This window comes from Mycobacterium sp. IDUB_39 (genome assembly GCF_055419205.1).
In genome coordinates this window covers 731,122-753,451 of sequence record NZ_JBVAXF010000001.1, presented here as the reverse complement: position 1 = coordinate 753,451, position 22,330 = coordinate 731,122, and the positions used below count along the sequence as shown (strand labels likewise).

At 67.1% G+C, this 22,330-nt stretch carries 20 protein-coding genes; 10 read left to right on the top strand and 10 right to left on the bottom strand.

Annotated features, from left to right (window positions below; translation table 11 throughout):
- The first annotated feature begins 52 nt into the window (after positions 1-52).
- Genes ACZY0X_RS03675 through ACZY0X_RS03665 form a run of 3 tightly spaced genes read left to right on the top strand, consistent with a single transcriptional unit; the run spans position 53 to position 3,095 of the window.
- Positions 53-1,093: a Rieske 2Fe-2S domain-containing protein gene (locus ACZY0X_RS03675; protein WP_463768223.1), complete on the top strand. Its 1,041-nt coding sequence runs from the start codon at positions 53-55 to the stop codon at positions 1,091-1,093.
- A gap of 7 nt (positions 1,094-1,100) precedes the next feature.
- Positions 1,101-2,180, top strand: coding sequence for an NAD(P)H-dependent amine dehydrogenase family protein (locus ACZY0X_RS03670; protein WP_463768222.1), 1,080 nt, complete (start codon positions 1,101-1,103; stop codon positions 2,178-2,180).
- A 9-nt stretch (positions 2,181-2,189) separates the two neighbouring features.
- Positions 2,190-3,095, top strand: a complete 906-nt coding sequence (locus ACZY0X_RS03665; RefSeq protein WP_463768221.1) for an LLM class F420-dependent oxidoreductase — start codon at positions 2,190-2,192, stop codon at positions 3,093-3,095.
- Here ACZY0X_RS03665 and ACZY0X_RS03660 read toward each other — a convergent pair.
- Positions 3,092-3,748 carry a VTT domain-containing protein gene (locus ACZY0X_RS03660; RefSeq protein ID WP_463768760.1) on the bottom strand — a complete coding sequence of 219 codons (657 nt, stop codon included), beginning with the start codon at positions 3,746-3,748 and terminating at the stop codon, positions 3,092-3,094. The genes ACZY0X_RS03665 and ACZY0X_RS03660 overlap by 4 nt on opposite strands.
- A gap of 124 nt (positions 3,749-3,872) precedes the next feature.
- On the opposite strand from ACZY0X_RS03660, the gene ACZY0X_RS03655 reads away from it, so the two are divergent.
- Together ACZY0X_RS03655 and fbaA are read left to right on the top strand one after the other, a co-directional pair.
- On the top strand, positions 3,873-4,892 hold the full coding sequence (locus tag ACZY0X_RS03655; protein WP_463768220.1) for an alcohol dehydrogenase catalytic domain-containing protein: 1,020 nt from the start codon (positions 3,873-3,875) through the stop codon (positions 4,890-4,892).
- Between the two features lie 75 nt (positions 4,893-4,967).
- Positions 4,968-6,005 (top strand): class II fructose-bisphosphate aldolase, encoded by a 1,038-nt coding sequence (fbaA, locus tag ACZY0X_RS03650; protein ID WP_241401286.1) that lies wholly within the window; start codon positions 4,968-4,970, stop codon positions 6,003-6,005.
- Positions 6,006-6,069: 64 nt separating this feature from the next.
- Here the strand turns inward: fbaA and ACZY0X_RS03645 are convergent, their stop codons facing one another.
- On the bottom strand, positions 6,070-6,867 hold the full coding sequence (locus ACZY0X_RS03645; protein WP_463768219.1) for an Rv0361 family membrane protein: 798 nt from the start codon (positions 6,865-6,867) through the stop codon (positions 6,070-6,072).
- A gap of 99 nt (positions 6,868-6,966) precedes the next feature.
- Here ACZY0X_RS03645 and ACZY0X_RS03640 point away from each other — a divergent pair, with 99 nt between their 5' ends.
- Positions 6,967-7,383, top strand: a complete 417-nt coding sequence (locus ACZY0X_RS03640; protein WP_463768218.1) for a DUF3151 domain-containing protein — start codon at positions 6,967-6,969, stop codon at positions 7,381-7,383.
- Between the two features lie 9 nt (positions 7,384-7,392).
- Here the strand turns inward: ACZY0X_RS03640 and ACZY0X_RS03635 are convergent, their stop codons facing one another.
- The 3 genes from ACZY0X_RS03635 to ACZY0X_RS03625 are packed head-to-tail and all read right to left on the bottom strand — an operon-like array spanning position 7,393 to position 9,820.
- The gene (locus ACZY0X_RS03635) at positions 7,393-8,292 is read right to left on the bottom strand and encodes a cation diffusion facilitator family transporter (protein ID WP_463768217.1); all 900 of its coding nucleotides are present in this window, start codon (positions 8,290-8,292) and stop codon (positions 7,393-7,395) included.
- A 45-nt stretch (positions 8,293-8,337) separates the two neighbouring features.
- Positions 8,338-9,117: a site-2 protease family protein gene (locus ACZY0X_RS03630; protein WP_463768215.1), complete on the bottom strand. Its 780-nt coding sequence runs from the start codon at positions 9,115-9,117 to the stop codon at positions 8,338-8,340.
- A 25-nt stretch (positions 9,118-9,142) separates the two neighbouring features.
- Positions 9,143-9,820 (bottom strand): peptidase M50, encoded by a 678-nt coding sequence (locus tag ACZY0X_RS03625; protein ID WP_463768214.1) that lies wholly within the window; start codon positions 9,818-9,820, stop codon positions 9,143-9,145.
- A 120-nt stretch (positions 9,821-9,940) separates the two neighbouring features.
- Here ACZY0X_RS03625 and ACZY0X_RS03620 point away from each other — a divergent pair, with 120 nt between their 5' ends.
- The 3 genes from ACZY0X_RS03620 (at position 9,941) to ACZY0X_RS03610 (ending at position 14,487) form a co-directional block, all read left to right on the top strand.
- Positions 9,941-11,236: an adenylosuccinate synthase gene (locus ACZY0X_RS03620; protein WP_463768213.1), complete on the top strand. Its 1,296-nt coding sequence runs from the start codon at positions 9,941-9,943 to the stop codon at positions 11,234-11,236.
- A gap of 34 nt (positions 11,237-11,270) precedes the next feature.
- Complete coding sequence (locus ACZY0X_RS03615) at positions 11,271-11,921, top strand: PaaI family thioesterase (RefSeq protein ID WP_463768212.1); 651 nt, start codon at positions 11,271-11,273, stop codon at positions 11,919-11,921.
- Between the two features lie 445 nt (positions 11,922-12,366).
- Positions 12,367-14,487 (top strand): Ig-like domain-containing protein, encoded by a 2,121-nt coding sequence (locus ACZY0X_RS03610; protein WP_463768211.1) that lies wholly within the window; start codon positions 12,367-12,369, stop codon positions 14,485-14,487.
- Positions 14,488-14,505: 18 nt separating this feature from the next.
- Here the strand turns inward: ACZY0X_RS03610 and ACZY0X_RS03605 are convergent, their stop codons facing one another.
- Positions 14,506-17,109: a helix-turn-helix transcriptional regulator gene (locus tag ACZY0X_RS03605; protein ID WP_463768210.1), complete on the bottom strand. Its 2,604-nt coding sequence runs from the start codon at positions 17,107-17,109 to the stop codon at positions 14,506-14,508.
- Positions 17,110-17,494: 385 nt separating this feature from the next.
- Between ACZY0X_RS03605 and ACZY0X_RS03600 the strand changes: the two genes are divergently transcribed.
- Positions 17,495-18,232 carry a hypothetical protein gene (locus ACZY0X_RS03600; RefSeq protein ID WP_463768209.1) on the top strand — a complete coding sequence of 246 codons (738 nt, stop codon included), beginning with the start codon at positions 17,495-17,497 and terminating at the stop codon, positions 18,230-18,232.
- On the opposite strand, the gene ACZY0X_RS03595 is transcribed toward ACZY0X_RS03600, so the two are convergent.
- The 4 genes from ACZY0X_RS03595 to ACZY0X_RS03580 all read right to left on the bottom strand — a co-directional run bounded on the left by ACZY0X_RS03595 (position 18,195) and on the right by ACZY0X_RS03580 (position 22,310).
- Positions 18,195-18,383 carry a ferredoxin gene (locus tag ACZY0X_RS03595; RefSeq protein ID WP_463768759.1) on the bottom strand — a complete coding sequence of 63 codons (189 nt, stop codon included), beginning with the start codon at positions 18,381-18,383 and terminating at the stop codon, positions 18,195-18,197. The two genes, ACZY0X_RS03600 and ACZY0X_RS03595, sit on opposite strands and share 38 nt — an antisense overlap.
- 19 nt (positions 18,384-18,402) lie before the next feature.
- Positions 18,403-19,608 carry a cytochrome P450 gene (locus tag ACZY0X_RS03590; protein WP_463768208.1) on the bottom strand — a complete coding sequence of 402 codons (1,206 nt, stop codon included), beginning with the start codon at positions 19,606-19,608 and terminating at the stop codon, positions 18,403-18,405.
- Positions 19,609-19,708: 100 nt separating this feature from the next.
- Positions 19,709-20,176: a DUF222 domain-containing protein gene (locus tag ACZY0X_RS03585; protein WP_463768207.1), complete on the bottom strand. Its 468-nt coding sequence runs from the start codon at positions 20,174-20,176 to the stop codon at positions 19,709-19,711.
- Positions 20,177-20,258: 82 nt separating this feature from the next.
- Positions 20,259-22,310, bottom strand: coding sequence for an MMPL family transporter (locus tag ACZY0X_RS03580; protein WP_463768206.1), 2,052 nt, complete (start codon positions 22,308-22,310; stop codon positions 20,259-20,261).
- Between the last annotated feature and the right edge of the window lie 20 nt (positions 22,311-22,330).

Sequence of the window (22,330 nt, the reverse complement as noted above, 5' to 3'; positions counted from 1 at the left end):
CGATCTTCCCAGGCACTTGACGAATCGTAGAGCCCTCTGTGATTCTTGTCGAATGGCCAAACCGCCACTCTCGATGAAGCCGACCGGCTGGTTTCAGGTCGCGTGGTCAGACCAGGTCGGCGTCGGCGAAGTGCACGCCATGAAGTACTTCGACACCGAGATGGTCGCGTGGCGCTCGGCGTCCGGCCAGGTGACCGTCATGAACGCCTACTGCGAGCACCTCGGCGCCCATCTCGGTTTCGGCGGCCACGTCGAGGGCGAGGTCATCGAATGCCCGTTCCACGGCTGGCAGTGGAACAGCGAGGGCCGCAACGTCTGTATCCCGTACGAGTCGCGCCCCAACCGGGGCCGCCGCATGCGGACCTACCCGGTGGCAGAGCGCAACGAGGCGATCTACATCTGGCACGACGTGGCGGGTCGCGAGCCGTTCTTCGAGGCACCCGACGTTTTCGCGAGCTTCTCCGACGGCAGCAGCGCCGCCGACTACTACCCGCAACAGCGCCTGTACCGCGAGACCCTCGAGATGCACCCGCAGTACGTGCTCGAGAACGGTGTCGACTTCGCGCACTTCAAGTTCGTGCACAAGACGCCGATCGTGCCGGTGTTCACCCGCCACGACTTCGCCGACGCGGTGTCCTACGTGGACTTCACCATCACCTTCGAGGGCGATGACGGCCAGCGGATCGAGGACATCAACAGTGGCGTCGAGGCCATCAACGGCGGTCTGGGCATCGCGGTGACCAAGAGCTGGGGGATGATCGACAACCGCACCATCTCCGCGGTCACGCCGGTCGACGATGCCACCTCCGATGTGCGCTTCATGGTCTACATCGGGCGCACGCCCGGCAAGTCCGTCGATCCCAAACACCAAGCTCGTCACGAGGCGAAGGCCGTGGAGTTCGGCGACGAGGTCATCCGCCAGTTCGCCCAGGACATCCACATCTGGAGCCACCAGCGCTACTCGGATCCGCCGGCCCTGTCGACATCGGAGTACGAGGGTTTCACCGCGATCCGCAAGTGGGCCATGCAGTTCTATCCGGACGGTCGCGGCGGCGGTGCCGCAGACCTCGCGTCAACCAACGAGAATAGTTGAGGGTCAGATGAACTCACCCATACGTGTCTTCCAGGTGGCGACGGGCAACGTCGGCTCCGAGATGATCAAGCGGATCGGCAACCGCACCGACCTCGAACTGGTTGGGCTGCACTGCTACTCGCCCGACAAGATCGGTCGTGACGCCGGTGAGATCGTCGGTCTACCGCCGATCGGGGTGGTCGCCACGGGTTCGGTGCAGGAGATCATCGACGCCAAACCCGATGTGTTGACGTTCCACGGTGTCTTTCCTGATGAGGACCTCTACGTCAAGGTGCTCGATGCCGGTATCAACATCGTCACCACCGCCGACTGGATCACCGGCTGGCATCGCGACACCAACCATCCACATCCCTCGGGCATGCCGGTGACGCAGCTGCTGGCGCAGGCGTGTGAGCGCGGCGGGTCCACCTTCTACGGCACCGGGATGAACCCGGGCGTCAACCAGATCCTCGGCGTCGTGTGCTCGGCCGATGTCGCCGAGATCGAGAACGTCACCACCATCGAGTCGGTCGACGTCTCGTGTCACCACAGCAAGGACACCTGGATCGAGGTCGGCTACGGACTGCCCGTTGACGATCCGTCGATCCCGGGCAAGCTGGAGAAGTACACCCGCGTCTTCGCCGACAGCGTGCTGATGATGGCCGATTGCTTCGGCCTGGAACTCGACGAGGTCAAGTTCAGCTACGAACTCGGCGCCTGCACCAAGGACGTCGACCTGGGCTGGTACACCCTGCCCAAGGGGTCGCTCGGCGGCAACTACATCCGCTACCAGGGCATGGTGAACGGTGTGCCGAGGGTCGAGACCCACCTGGAGTGGCAGATGACCCCGCACACCGACCCGAGCTGGGATATCAAGGGCTGCTACATCACTCAGATCAAGGGTGACCCGTGCATCTACAACAAGCACATGATCTTCCCCAAGCCCGGCGTCGACCTGTCCAACCCCGAGAACTTCGCCTCGATCGGCATGACCGTCACCGGTCTGCCCGCGCTCAACGCCATCGCCTCGGTGGTGGCGGCACCGCCGGGACTCCTCACCAGCGCCGACGTGCCACTGCGGGGATTCGCCGGAAGGTTCAAGGCATAACATCGGGGGATGACGACCCCTTCGCGCCCTGACATCGACTTCCCCAGCCGCGTCGGTGTCTGGTGGGCCAGTGAGACGTGGGCCATGCCTGATGCACTCGAGGTGGCCCGTGAGATCGAATCCCTGGGCTTTGGTTCGCTTTTCATCCCCGAGGTGACGGGCAAGGAGTGCCTGACCCAGTCGATGGCGTTCCTGAACGCCACCGAGCGGCTGGTCGTCGGCACCGGCATCGCCAACATTCACGTCCGCATCCCCTCGGCCGCCGAGACGGGCGCCCGCACCATCAACGCGCTGTTCCCGCGGCGGTTCATTCTCGGACTCGGCGTCAGCCACGCCCCGCTGGTGGAACACGGCATGGGTGGCACGTATGCCAAGCCGCTGGCGACCATGCGCGGCTATCTGGAGAAGATGGCGGCCGTCCCCGAGGCGATCGAGCCCGGCGCGGGCAGGCCTGTCCGACTGCTCGCCGCGCTGGGTCCCAAGATGATCGAACTGTCCGGCACAGACGCCGACGGAGCCCATCCCTACCTGGTGCTGCCCTCCCAGACCCGCGTCACGCGCGACATCCTGGGGCCCGACAAGTGGATCGTCTCCGAGCAGGCCGTGGCAGTCGGTGGCACAGCCGAGGAACAGCTGGCATGGGCGCACGGACATCTGAACGTCTACAGCACCCTGCCGAACTACCGGAACTCATGGCTGCGCCAGGGTTTCGACGAGTCCGACCTGGTTCCGGGTGGCTCCGACCAGCTGGCACGCGCGCTCGTCGGCATGGGCTCGGTTGAGCAGGCGGCCGCGTCAGTCCAGGCGCACCTCGACGCGGGGGCCGATCACGTCGTGCTGCAGGTGTTGGGGGACAGCCCGGTGATCGACCCGCGGCCGGCGCTGCGGGAGCTGGCCGTCGCGCTCGAACTCTAGGGCTGCTCGGGTGCCGGCTCGCCGACGATGCCGGCGCGCTTGGCCGCCCTGCGCCGCTTGAACCACTCGATGAAGATCGGCAGCACCGACAGCAGCACGATCAGCATGAAGATCGGCTCCAGCAGCTTCTGGATGATCTCGAAACTGCCCAGCCAGAAGCCGAGCAGGGTCAGGCCAACGCCCCACACGACGGCGCCGATGATGTTGAACAGCGCGAACTTGGGGTAGCTCATCTTGGCGGCACCCGCCGTGATGGGCGCCAGGGTCCGCACGATGGGGACGAAGCGCGCCAGCACGATGGCGAAGGGGCCACGCTCCTCGAAGAAGACGTGTGCCTCGTCGAGGTACTTCTGCTTGAGGATCCGCGCGTCCGGCTTGAACATCGAGGTGCCGACGCTTCGACCGATCCAATAGCCGACCTGGCCGCCGAGGATGGCGGCGATGGGGATGAACACCAGCAGCTGCCACAGCTGGAAGTTCGCCTGCGCCGCGACGTCCTGGGCGGCGTTGCCGGCGGCCAGCATGCCGGCCACGAAGAGCAGCGAGTCACCGGGCAGGATCGGGAACAGCACGCCCGACTCGACGAAAATCACCACGAGGATGCCGACCAGCGCCCAGGCACCGAAGTATCCGATGAGGTTCAGCGGATCCATGTAGTCCGGCAGCAGCGCGAGGTTCGTGGTGGTCACGGGGCCCAAGGATACCGGCGGCCAGTGAATGCTCGGCCGTCGTGCAAACTGCGGTCCGCGACGGGGCCGACGGGAATAGCATCGACGAATGCCCACACACAAGGCCGTCCACGTGGCCTCAGCTGGTGCTTCGCTGACGCTCACCGATGTCGAGACCAGCTCGCCGCCGAGGGGTCACGTCCGAATCGCCGTGCTGGCCAGCGGCGTGTGCGGCACCGATCACGGCATCGTCAACGGGGGCTTTCCCGGCATGGTTTGGCCCGTGACACCCGGGCACGAGGTGGCCGGAACCATCGCCGAGCTCGGTGACGGTGTCGAGGACTTCGAGATCGGCGACCGCGTGGCGGTGGGCTGGTTCGGCGGCAACTGCAACCGCTGCGTGCCCTGCCGCAAGGGACAGTTCATGCAGTGTGAGCGACTCCAGATACCGAGTCTGCACTACGCCGGGGGCTACGCGGAATCGCTGACCGCGCCCGCCACGGCACTGGCCCGCATCCCCGAGGGGTTGTCGTTCGTGGAGGCCGCACCGATGGGCTGCGCGGGTGTGACGACGTTCAACGGGCTCCGGAGCACCCGGGCGAAGGCCGGCGACCTCGTCGCAGTGCTCGGCGTCGGCGGGCTGGGCCACCTCGGGGTGCAGTTCGCCCGCGCGATGGGCTTTGAGACCGTGGCCATCGCCCGTGGCGCTGGCAAGGAGCAGGACGCGCGCTCGCTCGGCGCCCATCACTACATCGACTCCAAGGCGTCCGACGTCGCGGCGGAGCTGCAGAAGCTGGGTGGTGCCGCGGTGGTGCTCGCGACGGCCGCGAACTCGGCGGCGATGGGCGCGACGGTCGGGGGACTGGGGCCGCAGGGTGAACTCGTCATCATCGGCGTGACTCCGGACAACCTGCCGATCAGTCCGCTGCAGCTGATCACCTCGGGCCTATCGGTGTCGGGTCACCCGTCGGGTACGTCGCGCGATGTCGAGGAGACCATGGCCTTCGCCGTGCTGTCGGGTGTCCGGGCTGTCATCGAGGAACGGCCGCTGTCTCAGGCCGCCGAGGCGTATGAGGCGATGGACACCGGCAGGGCCCGCTACCGGATGGTGCTGACGGTCTCACCCTGAGGTGTCGCCCACTTGCGGGTGTTGAGATACTGCCCTTGTCACACGGTCGACGCTGGAACTCCAGGAGGAATCCCCATGCCCATCGCCACGCCCGAGGTCTACGCCGAGATGCTGGGCCGTGCCAAGGAGCACTCCTTCGCGTTCCCGGCCATCAACTGTGTCGGATCCGAGAGCATCAACGCCGCGATCAAGGGTTTCGCCGACGCGGGCAGCGACGGCATCATCCAGTTCTCGACCGGTGGCGCCGAGTTCGGCTCCGGACTCGGGGTGAAGGACATGGTCACGGGTGCGACAGCGCTGGCCGAGTTCGCGCATGTGGTGGCCGCCAAGTACCCGATCACCGTCGCGCTGCACACCGACCACTGCCCCAAGGACAAGCTCGACGGTTTCGTCCGTCCGCTGCTGGCCATCTCGGCCGAGCGCGTCGCCAAGGGCCAGAACCCGCTTTTCCAGTCGCACATGTGGGACGGCTCGGCGGTGCCGATCGATGAGAACCTCGAGATCGCCAAGGAGCTGCTGAAGCTGTCGGCCGAGGCCAAGATCATCCTCGAGATCGAGATCGGCGTGGTCGGTGGCGAAGAGGACGGCGTCGAGGCCGAGATCAACGACAAGCTCTACACCACACCCGAGGACTTCGAGAAGACCATCGACGCGCTCGGCGTCGGCGAGCACGGCAAGTACCTGCTGGCCGCGACGTTCGGCAACGTCCACGGCGTCTACAAGCCGGGCAACGTGCAGCTGCGCCCCGACATCCTGCAGCAGGGCCAGCAGGTGGCCGCCTCCAAGCTCGGACTTGCCGAGGGCTCCAAGCCGTTCGACTTCGTCTTCCACGGGGGTTCGGGCTCGTTGAAGTCCGAGATCGAGGACTCGCTGAAGTACGGCGTCGTGAAGATGAACGTCGACACCGACACGCAGTACGCCTTCACTCGGCCCATCGCCGCGCACATGTTCGCCAACTACGACGGCGTCCTGAAGGTTGACGGCGAGGTCGGCAACAAGAAGGTCTACGACCCGCGCAGCTACCTGAAGAAGGCTGAGGCCTCGATGACCGAGCGCGTCATCGAAGCCTGCAACGACCTGCACAGCAGCGGCCGCAGCGTCTCCGCCGGCTAGTCCCTAGCGATTTCGGCGCGGAAACCGTCGCCTGGCGAACGAAAACGCGCCGAAATCGCGGGGATTACTGGGGGGCCTGGCAGATCTTCCACTGCTCGTCGCGGAACTCCAGATCGAAGGACCGGGTTGATCGGGTCGCCGGGTCGTACGCCATGAACGACGTCACGTTCGCCTCGGCGTGCGACCCGTTGACCACCACCTGGTCGACGCTGGCCACCACCGGGTACTGACGCGCCGCGGCCACCCTGCCGTGGATGTCGCGCCACTGTGCGTCGTTGTACTGGACGTAGCTGACGGCCGTGTCGCCGCAGGTGATGCTGCGCAGCGCCGCTAGATCACCCTTCTGGATGGCAGTGTCGAAGTTCTGGATCGTCTGCTTCACCATGTCCTGCTGCGACACCTTCGGAGCCTCGTCGCGCGTCAACAGGACGGTGCCGAGGATCGCGAGCGCCACCAGCGCGCCGATCACCAGGACGACCGCGACGACCCAACCCCAGCTGCGCCGACTGCCGGGCGACTTGGGCGTGCCGCCGCGTCCCGGAATGACCTGTGGCCCAGCCACGTTCGAGTGCGCGATCGGCTCTGTGAACGCCGACGCGGCGGCGACGTCCGCGGGTTGTTCGGGCATGGAGATGATCTCGGTGGCGGGTTCGTGCACCGTGCCGATGATCTGGGTCTGTCCGGCATCCGACGGTGACGGCGCGGTGAAGCGCCGCTCCGGGGTCTCGCCCGGTGTGGCGTCGGCGGCGTGAGTTTCGGCGGATGGGAAGGCCTCAGTCATCGCCTCGGATTCGCGTGCGGCGGTGGGCTCGTCGTCCGAGGGGGACTGCTGGTCCCCGCCGGGCCCCGATGGGTTCGACATGTGAGTCTCAATCCTCCTCGAAACGGTCCAGCTGAGCTTATCCACCCGCATCGGGCATCGCCTGTGACCACGCCTGGGCCCGCACGGCACAATAGGCCCATGACGCGAATGGGTGACCTTCTGGGGCCAGAGCCGGTGCTGCTGCCTGGCGACATCGAGGTAGAGGCGGCGTTGGCCGCAGACGAGAACCCATCGATCGTCGCGGCCGCGCATCCGACGGCATCGGTGGCGTGGGCGATATTGGCCGAACAAGCCCTTGACGACGACAGGGCAATCACGGCGTACGCCTATGCCAGGACCGGCTACCACCGAGGCCTGGACCAGTTGCGCCGTAACGGATGGAAGGGCTTCGGCCCGGTGCCGTTCGCCCACGAGCCCAACCGTGGCTTCCTGCGCTGCGTAGCGGCCCTGGCTCGGGCCGCAGATGCGATCGGTGAGACCGATGAGGTCGCGCGGTGTGTCGACCTGCTGGACGACTGCGATCCGAGCGCGCGTGCGCAGCTGGGCCTCGCCTGACCGACCCGGTCAGCAGTGGGTGTGCTCGTCGCAGTCGCCCGCGTTCTCGGGCGGCTCCACCTGAACCGTGGCGTGTTCCAGGCCGCGTGCGGCCAGCACGGCGCGCGCGCCCTCCAGGACCTGTACCGCGTCGCCGCTGCACGTGACGTGCGCGGTCGCCATATCGCGGCCGGGCACCAGCGTCCACACGTGCAGGTCGTGCACGCCGGTCACGCCGTCGACGGCGGCCAGGGCCGTCCGCAGCTCGTCGACGTCGATATGGCTCGGTGAGGACTCCGACAGGATTCGCAGGGCCGCCCGGGCCAGCGAGAAGGCTCGCGGTAGCACCCAGAGCGCGACCAGGACGGCGACGACGATGTCGGCGTATGGCCAGGCCGTGGTGACCGTGACGATGCCCGCGATCAGGACGCCGATGCTGCCGACGGTGTCGGCCATGACCTCCATGTAGGCGCCCTTGACCGCGAGGCTGCTCTCGGACTGCGAGCGCAGCAGCAGGACGACGACCAGGTTGGCGGCCAGGCCGGCCAGGGCCACCACGATCATCGGGACGCCCGGCACGTCGGGTGCGTCGCCGAGGCGCTCGAACGCCTCGTAGAGGATGAAACCGGCGACGCCGAGCAGCAGTGCGGCGTTGGCGACGGCGGTGAACACCTCGGCGCGATGCCAGCCGTACGTCCTGGCGGCCGATGCGGGGCCGTGCTTGGCCAGCAGAACGGCCGTCAGCCCCATGAACATCGCGACCAGGTCCGTCAACATGTGGCCCGCGTCGGCGAGCAGCGCGATCGAGTTGATCAGCAGCGCGGTGCTCAGTTCGACGACGAAGAAGACGGCCAGGACGCCTGCCGCGATGAGCATCCTGCTCACACGGACGTCGGCGCCGCCGTGGCTGTGATCGTGACCCGCGCTCATGTCAGCAATATATGCGCGAAGTCGCATGTATTGCAAACGTCCCGGTTACATCCAGGCAGACCAGAATCTGGTCAGTCCGCTACCCGCGGCGACCAGGGGGCTTGGCACGCCGGACAGGTCGAAGAACCAGAACACCACCGAGAAGAACCACTGGTTGAGCAGCGGCGTGATCAGCAGGACCAGCAGGATGATGAAACCCCAGGCCTTGACGGGTTCGAGCCTGCGGGCCGTGTCGGGCGCCAGGTGCGGTTCGAGCGCGCCATAGCCGTCCAGCCCCGGAATCGGCAGCAGGTTCAGAATCACCGCGGTCACCTGCAGGAAGCCGAGGAACGCCACACCGGCCCAGAACACCGAGTGGTTGGGGTCATACATCAGCCGGGTCACGGCGAGCAGCAGCACGGCGAGCGCCACGTTGGCCGCAGGGCCCGCGAGGCTCACCTGTGTCCGCTGGCGCTTGGTCATCCACGATGTGCGCACGTACACCGCCCCGCCGGGAAGGCCGATCCCGCCAAGCGCGATGAACAGCACCGGCAGGCCCAGTGACAGCAGCGGGTTCGAGTACTTCAGCGGGTTGAGGGTGAGGTACCCGCGCATCTCGACATCGTGGTCGCCGAAGCGCCACGCCGTGAACGCGTGGCCGAACTCGTGCAGACACAACGACACCAGCCATCCGAAGATGACGAAGACGAACACGCCGACATAGGCCAGGGGAGTCCGGTACATGCCCGCGAACCAGGCGATGACACCGCCGATCGCCGTGATCCCCACGATCGCGAGAAAGATCGGGCTTGGGCGCACCGACTGGCGCAGCGGGCGGATGTTCACCACACGAAGCTACGTCAGCGCATCGTCACCGGACGGCCAGCCAGCCGGTCGTGTGCCGGTAGAACGTCGACCGGCGCATCGATCGGGTGACGGTCTCGCCGTCGCGCACCACGAACGCTCCTGGCGTCCCGAGCTGCGCGGCGCGCCCGCTCACCCACCGCGTGGGTCGCATGCGTCCGCTGAGTGCGGCGGCTCGCAGCCCCGGCTGCACCCGCATCGGTTCGACGCGGATGGCGGTCACCTCGCCATCGAAGAGCACGGTGTCGTCGACGACGGCCTCACCGTGCAGCCTCGCCGTCGGCGCACCGTTGTCGAACTCGGTCGCACCCACCCACAGTGCCGCGCCCACCAGGGCGTGGCCGCCGTCGTCGCGGATCAGCGGCACCCGCTGTGCGGTGCCCCCTCGGGCCAGCCGGACGGCCCGCCGCCCCGTGGGCAACCCGTAGGCGCGGGTCGCGGCGGTGCGCCATCGTGGCAGGTAGGCGAGTTCGACGTCGAGGCGGTCGGTGCGGAGCAGACGGGTCAGCACTGCGGCCAGATCGGCGTCGGAGCCCACGACGATGACACGTCGACACCCGGTCGCGGCGTCGATATCGGCCGGTGCGGTCACCGTCGAGGCAGGGATGTCGCGCAGAGCCCGCGGGACCCGCCGGTCGCCGAATCGCAACACCGCGAACTCGGGGTCACTCGGATCGGGAATCAACTCGCTCCTCGCGTCTGAAGGCTCCGTGCAAACACTCGGGCATCAGGTCGGATAAGGTAGCTCACCGGCTGCACACAGTACTGAAACCAGTACGTGCGGGAGACAGCGGGAGAAAATGTCATGCCGGCAATCGTCCTCATCGGCGCCCAGTGGGGCGACGAGGGCAAGGGAAAAGCCACCGATCTACTCGGCGGCCGAGTGCAGTGGGTCGTGCGGTACCAGGGCGGCAACAATGCCGGCCACACCGTCGTACTTCCCACGGGTGAGAACTTCGCACTCCACCTCATCCCCTCGGGAATCCTGACGCCCGGCGTCACCAACGTCATCGGTAACGGCGTGGTGGTCGATCCGGGTGTTCTGCTGACCGAGCTGAAGGGGCTCGAGGACCGCGACGTCGACACATCGCAGTTGCTGATCTCAGCCGACGCACATCTGCTGATGCCCTATCACGTGGCCATCGACAAGGTCACCGAGCGCTACCTGGGCAACAAGAAGATCGGAACGACGGGGCGCGGTATCGGGCCCTGCTATCAGGACAAGATCGCGCGTATCGGCATTCGGGTGGCCGACGTGCTGGATCCCGATCAGCTGGCCCACAAGATCGAGGCCGCCCTGGAGTTCAAGAACCAGGTCCTGGTCAAGATCTACAACCGCAAGGCGCTCGACCCCGACGAGGTCGTCACCGCACTGCTCGAGCAGGCCGAGGGTTTCAAGCACCGCATCGCCGACGCCCGGCTGCTGCTCAACGAGGCTCTCGAGGACGGCCAGACCGTGCTGCTGGAGGGTTCTCAGGGCACGCTACTCGACGTCGACCACGGCACGTATCCCTTTGTCACGTCGTCGAATCCGACCGCGGGCGGCGCGTCGGTGGGCTCGGGCATCGGACCCACCCGCATCACCACGGTGCTGGGCATCCTCAAGGCCTACACGACCCGTGTCGGATCCGGCCCCTTCCCGACCGAGCTCTTCGACGAGCACGGCGCCTACCTGGCCAAGACCGGTGGCGAGGTCGGCGTGACCACCGGCCGCGCGCGTCGCTGCGGCTGGTTCGACGCCGTCATCGCCCGCTACGCCACCAGGGTCAACGGCATCACCGACTACTTCCTGACCAAGCTCGATGTGCTGTCCAGCCTGGAGACGGTGCCGGTGTGCGTGGGCTACACCGTGGACGGCAAGCGCACCAACGAGATGCCGATGACCCAGAGCGACATCGCCCGCGCCGAACCGATCTACGAGGAACTGCCCGGCTGGTGGGAGGACATCTCCGACGCGCGTGAGTTCGACGATCTTCCGGCCAAGGCCCGCGACTACGTGCTGCGCCTCGAGGAACTCGCCGGTGCGCCGGTCTCGTGCATCGGCGTCGGCCCGGGTCGGGACCAGACGATCGTGCGACGCGACGTGTTGGCTCCCCGGTGATGAGCGCTTGCGCGAAGAACAGAAGACTCCGGTAATGAGCGAAGAGCAGACCAGCGAGGACCCACGGCTAGTCGACCCGGAATACGACAAACACGGCGGATTCCCCAACTTCGAGGCTGCTGAGCCGGGGCCGGGATTCGGGCGGTTCCTGACCGCGATGCGCCGGGCGCAGGACCTCGCGGTGTCTGCCAATCCGGACGTCGACACCTGGGAGCAGGCCGCCGACCGCGCGGAGGAACTCGTCAAACTGCTTGACCCGTTCGACGCCGCCGAGGGTGTCGGCCCGGCCAACCGCGTTCCGTCATTGCCCGGCTCCGGCAGCCTGCTCATGCCGCCGTACCGGGTCATCAAGTTCGAGCCGGCCGGCGTGGAACTGAGCGTGCAGTTCAGCCGCTTCTCCGTCGGCGGCAACTACGCCGTGCACGGCGGTGTGCTTCCGCTGCTGTTCGACTCGGTGTTCGGCATGGTTATCCACGCCGCGGGGCGGCCGATCAGCCGCACCGGCTTCCTGCACGTCGACTACCGCAACGTCACACCGATCGACACGACGCTCACCGCACGCGGGTGGATCCGCGAGACCGAGGGCCGCAAGGCGTTCGTGAACGCCGAACTCCGCGATCCCGACGGCACGCTGCTCGCCGAGGCGAACGGACTGATGATTCGACTTCTGCCCGGCCAGCCCTGAGTCTGACGCGTCGAAACTGCGGACAGATCGCGTTGTCGCGAAAATTCGCGATCTCACCGCAGTTTCGGGTGGATCAATGACACGTGACCGCGTGGTTGCCCCTCAGCTGCGTAGGCTTTCGACGCCGCGTGCGGCGACGGTCGCATCAAGATGGCTTCGGTCCTGATCCCGTTCGTGGGCATCACGTTCCTGTAGTTCATCGGGTCCAGAATGCGCCGATTTCGGGCGGATCTGCTGGCCGGCCCGGCGGCGGCCACCAGCTTGCGCGGCCGTTGTATCCGGCCCAGCCCGGTTTGGCGCTAGGTAGGTGGACGGGGGCTAGGTAGTCCACGCGGCGATATTTAGGTAGTCGGCACCGGGTCCTGTTTGCTGCCAGCGGTTCGAGAATCACTCACACGCGCCGGGAGATCCCAGGTAGTCGGATGGTGAGTTGAGGTAGCAAGAAATGGGCGGTGCCTTGCCTGCGATAGGAACGTCGACCGACACGGAAACGCTGGGACGCTGTGGCCGCTACATCGGCCGGGTCGGTGCGTTGGCGGTCGCCCTGGGTGTGGGTGTCGCGATCGCCACAGGTCACGGTGTGGGTGTGGCCCGCGCCGACGACTCTGGGGCCAACGACGACGTGGCTGCCGTCAACACCTCGTCAGGCGAGTCGGCGCCCAGCGCGGCCGACCAGCCAGATGTGCAACCGAATCCGCCATCGGCCGCGGGCGGGTCCCCGGGAGCTGCCGGGGAGCCCACGCAGCCGCCGTCGACCGGCGAAATGAAGGTAAGTAGCTCGGGAGGTGCGGACACGTCGGTCAACGACCACGGGCAGTCCACCGACGCCGGCGCCCCGCCGCCCGGTGACGACGGGGCTGGCGACGACCTCGACGAGGACGAAGCCGACGACGGCAGTGCCGACGAGCTGGATCCGAGCACACCCGAGCCGAACACCGCGCCGGAAGCCGCGCCGACGGAACCCGTGCCCGCACTGGAAACTGAAGCGGCGAAGCGGGATTCAGCCTCCGATCCCGTCGTGGTGGCACGCCACGCGGCGACGGAGGCCGCGGCCGCGAAATCAGAGCCTGTGGAGACCGAACCCGAGTCGGCAGCACCGGCGCCCTTCGTCGCGCGACTCACCGCGGCGCAAGAGGAGGTGGCCGTACCCGAGATTGCTGCGTCGGACACCGACCACCAGATCGCCACCTCCTTCGCACTGGCCCCCGCTGCGCCTCTGGCCCCGACGGGAACGATCGTTCACTTCGCGTCCAGCCTGGTGTCCCTTTTTCTCTCGCCGTTCATCGCACCCGGGCCGACGGCTCCAGCCCAACCGCCGTTGTTGTGGGCGATGCTGAGTTGGGTGCGCCGCGAGATCCACCGCACGTTCTTCAACCACACCCCGACCGCGGTGGTCGACGAGGTCAGCACCTCGGAGGACACCTCGACGACCATCGACGTGGCGGTCAACGACAGGGACGATGACGGGCACGTGACCGTCACCAGCGTCACCCAGCCGGGGAACGGAACCGCCGTGCTGAATTCCGACGGCACGGTGACGTACACCCCGAATGCGAACTTCTACGGCACCGACACGTTCAGCTACACCATCACCGACACCTCGAGCCCATTTCACGTGCACGGTCTGCTGGGCCTGTTGACCGGGAAGGGGCACACTGCCACCGGAACGGTCACCGTCACCGTTGATCCCGTCAACGACGGTGCGCCCGTGGCCAATCCGGATACTGCGACGGTCGACGAGGGTGACTCGGTGGTCATCGCAGTGCTGGCCAATGACACGGATCCGGACGGCAATTCGACTCTGAACCCCGCGTCGGTGGAGGTCACCCAACCGGCACACGGCACCGTCACGGTCAACGCAGACGGCACCGTCACCTATCAGTCCAACGGCGACGAGGTGACGTCCGACAGCTTCACCTACACCGTGAGGGACGACTTGGGTGCGCTCAGCGATACCGCCACCGTCACGGTGAGCATCGCCCCCGTAAACGACGCTCCCGTCGCGGTCGATGACACGATCGAGGTCAACGAGGGCAGTACGAGAAGCATCCGGACGTTCCTCAACGACACTGATGCAGAAGGCAATTCGACCATCGTTGGGACCAGCGTCGAGATCACGCAGCCCGCGCACGGCGTTGCCACGCTCAATCCCAACGGCAGCGTGACGTACCGGTCGACCGGAGGGCCGGCGTCCACCGACAGCTTCACCTACACCGTCAGGGATTCCGAGGGCGCCATTAGCACCACGGGCACCGTCCACGTCAACATCAACCATGCGCCGGTCGCCAACCCCGACAACGTCACGACCACCCGAGACACGCCGATCACCATCCACGTGACCGCCAACGACTCCGACCCGGACGGGGATTCAGTGGGCGTGGTCGCGGCCACTATCAATCTGACGCAGGGCAACATCAGCCTGGAAGACTCCGTGATCGTGTACACGCCACCTGCGGGGCAGACCGGCGTGTTCACCTTCTCGTATGACGTGTGGGACAGCAAGGGCTTCAGAGGCAACGACGCCGAAGCCACCGTCACAGTGACCGTCACGCCGCCGCCAGACTGACCGCAGCTCGTCAGGCTGTCACGGGTTGTCGGCGCTGATCAGCGCCGACAACTCCGACCGCCCGCTGACCCCTGCCTTGACGGTCGCGCGGAACACGTGACCTTCCACGGTGCGGATAGAGAGCGACGTCGCGATGGCGATCTCGCGGTTCGACATGCCCGCGGCCACCAAGAGAGCGATCTCATGCTCGCGTTGGGTGAGCGGTAGCGCAATGCGGGACGAATGGAGTGCGGGGCTATCGGCGCCGCCGCACTGCCTGGCCAATTGCTGCGCGCGCGAGTTCGCCGTCAACGCGCTGCCTCGGCGGCCGGCGAGACGATGCGTGGCGGCGGCCTGCGCGGCCGCGTCGGCAGCGACGAGCCGGTCGCCCATCAGTTCGTACTCCACCGACGACGCGTCCAGCGCCACTCCGTCTGCAGCCGCCAACGCCGCGGCGTAGCGGGTGGCCAGCTGTGCCCGCGGGCCCTCTACGAGTCCGGTGAGCGCGGTCAGCCGCTCCTCGGCGGCGGTGAACCCGAACTGCACGGCGGTCTGCAGGCAGAGCACTTCTCTCGCCCACTGGCCCCGCTCGCGCGCGAGTTCAGCTGCGCGACAGCAGATGTTGCGTGCTTCGTCGATCCGCCCTCGGGCCGCTGCCACCCAGGCCCTCGCCAATTGGTGGGCGGGGTCTACGTACTCGTACGCGGCGTGGCGGCCAGCGGTCGTCGAGTCGAGGAGGGCGACGGCGGCGCGCACCCGTCCCGCCCGCGCCAGCGTCTCGACGTGGGTGACCCGAAACCGGTAGAACGTACCGTTGATGTCGCTGTCGTCTGCTTCGGCTCCGCCCGCGTCCAGGTGGTGGAGCGCCCTAGGGAGGTCTCCGCGTCCGAGCGCGGTAGCGCCGACCATGGCCAGGGCCATCGCTCTGGTCAAACCCGGTACGTCGGCGCACCTCACGTAGTGCAAATCCGCGGTCGCGGCAGCCGCGTCGAGGTATCCCGCCAGGAGTTGGGCGTGGGCGTGCAGTTCGGCGAGCCCCAACTCGTGGATCGAATCCTGGGGTGCCTGCTCGATGACGGCGTAGCCGGCCGCGGCGGACGCGCTGGCGTCTCGCACATGTCCCATGTCGCCGGCGGCCAAAGTCTCGGCGCAGCGACCCATCACCTGCCCGAACGGGTCGAGCCGGCTGAGGTCGGAGGCCTCGACGTCCCGACGGGCCGCTGCGGGTTGGCCGGCCATGGCCTCCTGGAATGCATGGAAGACACGCAGCACGTGGGAGGTGTCGCCCTGGCTGTTCCCAAGGGCCCGTTCGACGATGTCGCGAGCTTCTACCGGCTCACGCAGGACCCACAGCTGGTTGGCGGCGCGCAGGGTGACCGCGTTGACGAATCCCGTTGTCGGATAGCTCGGCTCTACGTTGGTGAGGAGCGCTTCCACCTCGGGTCCGTCGCCGCTGAGGTGAAGCACGTAGGCGAGCAGCATCCGCGCGTCGTCGTTGGGGTCGGCGGCCAACGCTGCGCGTGCCAGTCGTTCGGCGGCTGCGAGATCCAGTCGTGCGCAGGCGCATTGGGCTGCCGCCGCGAAGACATCGGGATCGGGATCGAGATCGGAATCCAGCCAGAGCGTCCCGAGCCGCAGCGGATCGGCCGGCCGCCCGGTTCGTTGCGCCAACATGGCCTTCACGACAACGCCGCGAAGCTTGCGCAGACGAACCGGGCCGCACTCCTCCCAGCGGACCTCGGTGTAGAGCGGATGGCCGGCCCGGATGATCGCGCCGTCGGGGGTGACCTCGATCAGGCCGCGGTCGGCGGCAGCCTCGACGAGCTCCGACTCGACGAGCGTGCTCAAATAGGACCACTCGATGGGCTCGGCGACGGCGACCAGGTCGACGACGTCTCGCAGTTCGGTTGGTAAGTCACCGATTTGGAGTTTTATGAGGTCCACCAGGGACGGCGTCGCCACCGGGCCGCTGACCCACCGCCAGGCGTCACCGTCCGCCGTCAACCGCTGCGAGGTCTGTTCCTGCTCGACGAGGTGGCGCAGGAACAGGGCGTTGCCCGCTGTCAGCCGCCAAACGCGGTCGAGGAAGTCGGCGGGTACCTGTCCGGTCAACGCGAGTTGCACCAGGCGATCCGATTCCGGTCGGGTGAGCGGTCGCAGATCCAACCGGAACAGGTGGTCGTCCTTCCACATCGCGAACACCGTGTCCGACGCGGACTCGCCGTTGCGCAAGGTCAGTATGACGTTGGCGAGTTCGTGCACGACGAGTTGGTGCAGGACGAGGGCCGACAGCTCGTCGAGCCACTGCACGTCGTCGGCGATCACCAGCAAGGGTGCGCCGCCCGCTTCGCTCTTCAGCCCGTTGACGACCTCGGCCAGTTGAGCCGATCTGGACGTGCCTGCGGAAGTGGTCCACCTCGCGAACGCTCCCATGACGATCGCACGACCGGCCGAGGTTCCGGCGACGCGCCGTACGGCCCAGCCCCGTGCGGCCAGGTCGGTGGCTGCCTCGCGGGCCAGGCGTGTCTTGCCCACGCCGGCGTTGCCCGCGATCAGGACGCCGCGGTGCGCATCGCCGAGGACGGTGTCGACTACGCTGCGCAGTTCCTCGTGTCGGCCGGTTAGCGGCCACCCAGCATTCACGTTGCTGATCGTATGGCCCGCGGCTGATCGATGGTGGTTATCCCCGTCGCCTGGTTGGTGCTCAACCCGGGTCGGGGCCAGCCCGTCGCGTTGGCGGTGGGCCACGCGCTCTTTGTATTCCCCTCTCGCTCGAGGATTTCGGCGGTGAATAGGGCTTGCGCCGGTCTACGATCTTCGCGCCCTAGATCCGACTTGGTGGCATGACACCCGCACAGGCTGGCTCGCCCAAGGCGAGCCACCGTTCTGGGAATGACCTATCGTCGGCGCGACTTAGCTTGTCGCAGTGACCGGACACGGCGGCACCCCCGGAAACTCAGGCTAACGAGTTGTCGTCTTGAGGACTGCTTCGCGCATGAACGAGTCATCGCTCTGTCACCATGAGACGGTGACCGAAAACAGGACCGAACACGCCGCGCAGCGTCATATCCGCAAGCTGTCGACTCCCCGAGCGGCGGCGTTGGCGGGCGTGTTGTTCGCGCTCCTGTTCGGCGCCGCGCTGGTGCTCATCAAGACCGCACTGCCCGAGGGCGGCCAGCCGGGGTCGCAGTGGATCGAGGGTGCCAGCGGCAAGCTCAGGGTCGCGGCAGTGTTGATGCCATTCGCGGGGATCGCGTTCCTGTGGTTCATCGGTGTGGTGCGCGACGGACTCGGCAAGTACGAGGACAAGTTCTTCGCAACGGTGTTCTTCGGCAGCGGTCTGCTGTTCCTTGCGATGATGTTCGCCTCGTCAGCGGTCGGTGCCGGCCTGGTTGCGATCAGGGCCACCAAGCCCGACGCGGCGGCCACGGGCGACGTCGCGGTGTTCGGCGAGCACGTACTGGTCGCTCTGAGCAACACCTACGCGCTGCGCATGGCCGGGGTCTTCATGTTCTCGCTCGCCACGATCTGGCTGAAGACGCGACTCATGCCGACCTGGTTGATAACTGTGACTTACGTTGCCGCGGTTGCGATTCTGATCGCCAGCGACATCAGCATCTGGGTCACCATCGCGTTCCCGATCTGGGTGCTCCTGGTCAGCCTGCTCGCACTGGTGCGGGCGGGGGTCATCGACCTGCGTCATGACGACGATCAGGAGAACAACGACGTCACTCCAGGTGCAAAACCGAGGCCGGACAGGTCCTGACGGCCTCGCGGGCCCGGTCCTGCTCCGCCTCGGGCACATCCTCGGCCAGGACGACCACCACACCGTCATCGTCCTGATCGAACAACACATCCGAGATCATCACGCAGTTGCCTGACGCGATGCAGTCGTCTCGATCGGCGCTCAGCTTCATCACCACATCACCACCTCAATCACCAGCTGACCAACAATGAACGTAGCCCGTAGATGAAGTGGAACTCGCGGAACGCGACGTTGTCGAAGTCGTCTGCCAGCGCCAGGTTGGGAAATCGGCGAAACAGTGCGGGCCAGGCGATCCGCATCTCCATGCGGGCCAGGGGTGCGCCCAGGCAGTGGTGCACGCCGTGGCCGAAGGCGAGATGTCCGGGAGCCCCGCGGCCGACGTCGAGAACGTCTGGCGCGTCGATGAATTCGGGATCGCGGTTGCCTGCCGGCAGCGATGCGAAGACCAGCTGCCCTGCCGGGATCGGCACGCCGGCCACCTCGACGTCGGCCGTGGTGATTCGCGGAATCGACGTCTGCACGATGGACAGCCAGCGCAGTAGCTCCTCGATAGCCGGCCCGACCGCATCCGGGTCGTCGCGCACCGCGGCGAGCTGATCGGGGTGGCGCAGGAGTGCCAGGGTGCCCAGCCCGAGCATGTTCGACGTGGTCTCGTGACCGGCGAGCAGCAACAGGCCTGCGATGCCGACGAGTTCGTCATCCGTCAGCTCGTCGCCGTGGTCACGGACCAGCATGCCCAGGATGTCCTCGCCCGGACTGCGGCGTGCGCTGGCGACCAGCGTGTGCATGTAGTCGCGGGCCTCACGCTGCGTATCGATCCGCTCCTGCATGGGCAGCGACAGGTCGAGCTGGCGGTTGGCGCGCCTCTGGAAGTCGTCGCGGTCGGCGTAGGGCACACCGAGCAGTTCGCAGATCACCAGCGATGGGATGGGCAGGGCGAATGACTCGACCAGATCCCCGGGCGATCCCGCGGCCTGCATCGCGTCGAGGTGATCTTCGACGATCTCGGTGATCCGTGGTTCCAGCCGTTTGATGCGACGGATGGTGAATTCGGAGGTGAGCATCCGGCGCAGCCGCTGGTGCTCGGGCGGGTCGAGTCCCAGCAGGTTGCCTGCGCGCTGGCTCTCCTGGTCCTGCGCCGGGATGTCGGGTGCGCCGGGCAGGACGAATCCCGGCGGGCGCGTGTTGGAGAAGTGCACGTGGTCGGCCAGCACGGCCTTGACGTCGTCGTGGCGGGTGACGAGGTAGACCTGCATGCCAAAGGAGTTGACGACCTTCTTGACACCCTCGCGGACGCGGATTTCGCCGAGTTCCGGTATCGGGTCGAAGCTGTTGCGCCGCATGTGCACCGGGGGCGGCGGGGTCGTCTGGGTCATGCTCTCGACGGTACCGACGCCGTTGATCGCCCGGTGAAAACCGCGGTCAGCGCTGCCCGAGGCGGTCCAACAGGGTGTATTTCGGTCCATGTTGCGTCGGCTAGACGGGGTCGTCGTCCTCGGGTGGGCGCAGCATGCGTTCGGGGTGGTGCAGGTCGTTGGTGCGGGCTTGGCCGGTGTCGAGGTGCTCGGTGTTGATCTGTCCGCGGGCCTGGGCGGCGGCGGTGTGCTCGAGCACTGGTGGCAGGGGTTGGCCACCGAGGGTGTGGCGGGGGCCCAGGTCGGCGGCGCTGTCGATACGGTCACTGGCCGCGTTGTCGCTGATCCGCAACCAGAACGCCACCAGCTTTCGCAGTGTGGTGTCACCCAACTCCAGCGGGCTGGCCTCAGTGGCCAACCGGTTGAGGATGCGCTGCTCGGTGACCGGGGCGCGGCGGGTGTCGTGTTCGAGGCGATCGAGTAGTTCGAGCAGTTCCCGATGAGACAGGGCGTCGATGTTCAGGGCGGCCATCGCGTCACGCGCAGCCTCGAGCGCCGCTACTGCGGTGGCGACGCGACCCGATTCCATACTTCGAACACTAGTTCGATGCACCGACAGGTTTGGCCTGGATTGTGATTAGTGAAACCAGAGGGGCAGAAGAGTTTTCGGACTAGGGGCCTGGACGCAGCGCCGGCCACCAGATGCGTGGACCGATCAACGTGAACAGTGCGGGAATGATCACGGTCCGGACCACGAAGGTGTCCAGCAGGATGCCGAGGCCAACGATGATGCCGATCTGGGTCAGCACGATCAATGGCAGCACGCCCAGTACACAGAACACTGCTGCCAGAACGATTCCCGCGCTCGTGATCACCGCACCAGTGGCCGACACGGCGCGCACGATGCCGTCGCGGGTGCCGTGCTCGGGGGTCTCCTCGCGGGCCCGGGTGACCAGGAAGATCGTGTAGTCCACACCGAGGGCCACCAGGAACAGGAACGCGTACAACGGCGTCGTGTTGTCCAGCGCGGGAAATCCGAAGGCGTGCACGCTGACCCAGCCGCCGAGGCCGAGCGCGGCGAGCGCGCTGAGGACGGTGACCGCAACGAGCACCAGCGGGGCCAGTGCCGCGCGCAGCAGCACGTACAGCACCACCAGCACAACCACCAGGATCGCGGGCACCACGACGCGCAGGTCGCGCTCGGCCGACGCCCGTGCGTCCCGGGCCGACGCGTCGGACCCACCGACGAGTGCATCGCCGTCGACGTCGTGCACCGAGGCCCGCAGCGAGTCGATGGTGTCGAAGGCCTCATCCGATCCCGGTGCGGCATCGAGCACCACCGACCACTGCGTGAGGCCTGTGTCATTCCCCGTCGCTGCGCTCGCCCCTGATGGCGACTGCCCCGTGGGCTGGGCCGACACCACGCCGGGAGTCGAGACGATGGCCTGGCGGATCGCGTCGTCGGATGCGGTCGCCGCGACGACACGGGTGGGATCGGTCAGGCCACTGGGGAAGTGCGCGGCTAGCGTCTGGTACCCCGTCACCGATTCGGCCTGCACGCGAAACTGTTCGGTCTGCGACAACCCGATCGGGGTGCCGATCAGGCCGGTGCACAGCAGTACAAGCGCGGCGATCGACACACCGGCGACTTGGGCTGGTCGCCGTGCCACGCCGTCGGCGATGCGGTGCCAGAAGCCCGTCGTGGTCAGGGGTTCGGCGCCGACCTCCGGCACGAACGGCCAGAACAAGCGCTTGCCGAAGAGTGCGAGCGCCGGCGGCAGCACCAGGAGTACGAACACTGCCGCGACCACCAGGCCCGCGGCGGCCTGCACGCCGAGGCTGCGGGTGCTCGGAGATGACGCCAGCAGCAGGGTGAGAAGTGCAAGCACCACCGTCGCGTTACTGGCGATGATGGCGGGTCCGGCATGTCGCCGCGCCGTCGCGAGGGCCGCACGGTGATCGCTCTCGCGCCCGAGTTCCTCGCGGTACCGGGAGATGAGCAGTAGCGCGTAGTTGGTGCCCGCGCCGAACACCAGGACGCTGGTGATACCCGACGTGGAGCCGTCGGGCGTCGTCCCCACCCCGGTGGCGATCGCCGAACCGATCACCGATCCGACGCGGTCGGCCAGTGCGATCACCAACAGCGGCACCAGCCACAGCACGGGGGATCGGTAGGTGATGATGAGCAGCAGCGCGACGACTGCTGCGGTCACGGCGAGCAGGGTGATGTTGGCACCGCTGAACGAGTTCGCGATATCGGCGCCGAACGCCGGTCCGCCGGTGAGTTCGGTGCGCAGATCTGATGGCAGACCGTCTGCGGCCGCTGCCCGCAGCGATGTGACGGCGTCGTTCAGGGCGAAGCCCGACAGGTCTCCCCGAAGCGGGATCGTCGCGACCGCGGACTGTCCGTCCTGAGAGACCACGACCGGCGGCGCGCCATCGACGTCACCCGCGGCCAGCACCCGGGCGCGCGCCGCATCGGTTGCGGCGAGGTCGGCCGGCGACAGTGCGGCACCGTCGGGCCGCGTGACCACCAGAATTGCTGGAACTGCATCGCCCTGAGGGAACTGTGGGCGTGTGCTATCTGCCCGGGCCGATTCGGAGTTCGCTGGAACGGATACGGGAGATGTTGAATCGGTGTCGGATCCGCCGAGCAGGACCAGGGCCGCCACCGATACGAGCAGAACCACGAGGGCGATCAGGCCGTGCAGACGTGAGGACATCAGTTCAATCTTTCAGTATT

Bases quoted from the DNA above. Each gene is read 5' to 3' on its own strand.
- ACZY0X_RS03675 (WP_463768223.1), top strand. From the start codon at position 53: ATGGCCAAACCGCCACTCTCGATGAAGCCGACCGGCTGGTTTCAGGTC.
- ACZY0X_RS03670 (WP_463768222.1), top strand. From the start codon at position 1,101: ATGAACTCACCCATACGTGTCTTCCAGGTGGCGACGGGCAACGTCGGC.
- ACZY0X_RS03665 (WP_463768221.1), top strand. From the start codon at position 2,190: ATGACGACCCCTTCGCGCCCTGACATCGACTTCCCCAGCCGCGTCGGT.
- ACZY0X_RS03660 (WP_463768760.1), bottom strand. From the start codon at position 3,748: ATGGATCCGCTGAACCTCATCGGATACTTCGGTGCCTGGGCGCTGGTC.
- ACZY0X_RS03655 (WP_463768220.1), top strand. From the start codon at position 3,873: ATGCCCACACACAAGGCCGTCCACGTGGCCTCAGCTGGTGCTTCGCTG.
- fbaA (WP_241401286.1), top strand. From the start codon at position 4,968: ATGCCCATCGCCACGCCCGAGGTCTACGCCGAGATGCTGGGCCGTGCC.
- ACZY0X_RS03645 (WP_463768219.1), bottom strand. From the start codon at position 6,867: ATGTCGAACCCATCGGGGCCCGGCGGGGACCAGCAGTCCCCCTCGGAC.
- ACZY0X_RS03640 (WP_463768218.1), top strand. From the start codon at position 6,967: ATGACGCGAATGGGTGACCTTCTGGGGCCAGAGCCGGTGCTGCTGCCT.
- ACZY0X_RS03635 (WP_463768217.1), bottom strand. From the start codon at position 8,292: ATGAGCGCGGGTCACGATCACAGCCACGGCGGCGCCGACGTCCGTGTG.
- ACZY0X_RS03620 (WP_463768213.1), top strand. From the start codon at position 9,941: ATGCCGGCAATCGTCCTCATCGGCGCCCAGTGGGGCGACGAGGGCAAG.
- ACZY0X_RS03615 (WP_463768212.1), top strand. From the start codon at position 11,271: ATGAGCGAAGAGCAGACCAGCGAGGACCCACGGCTAGTCGACCCGGAA.
- ACZY0X_RS03610 (WP_463768211.1), top strand. From the start codon at position 12,367: ATGGGCGGTGCCTTGCCTGCGATAGGAACGTCGACCGACACGGAAACG.
- ACZY0X_RS03595 (WP_463768759.1), bottom strand. From the start codon at position 18,383: ATGAAGCTGAGCGCCGATCGAGACGACTGCATCGCGTCAGGCAACTGC.
- ACZY0X_RS03590 (WP_463768208.1), bottom strand. From the start codon at position 19,608: ATGACCCAGACGACCCCGCCGCCCCCGGTGCACATGCGGCGCAACAGC.
- ACZY0X_RS03585 (WP_463768207.1), bottom strand. From the start codon at position 20,176: ATGGAATCGGGTCGCGTCGCCACCGCAGTAGCGGCGCTCGAGGCTGCG.
- ACZY0X_RS03580 (WP_463768206.1), bottom strand. From the start codon at position 22,310: ATGTCCTCACGTCTGCACGGCCTGATCGCCCTCGTGGTTCTGCTCGTA.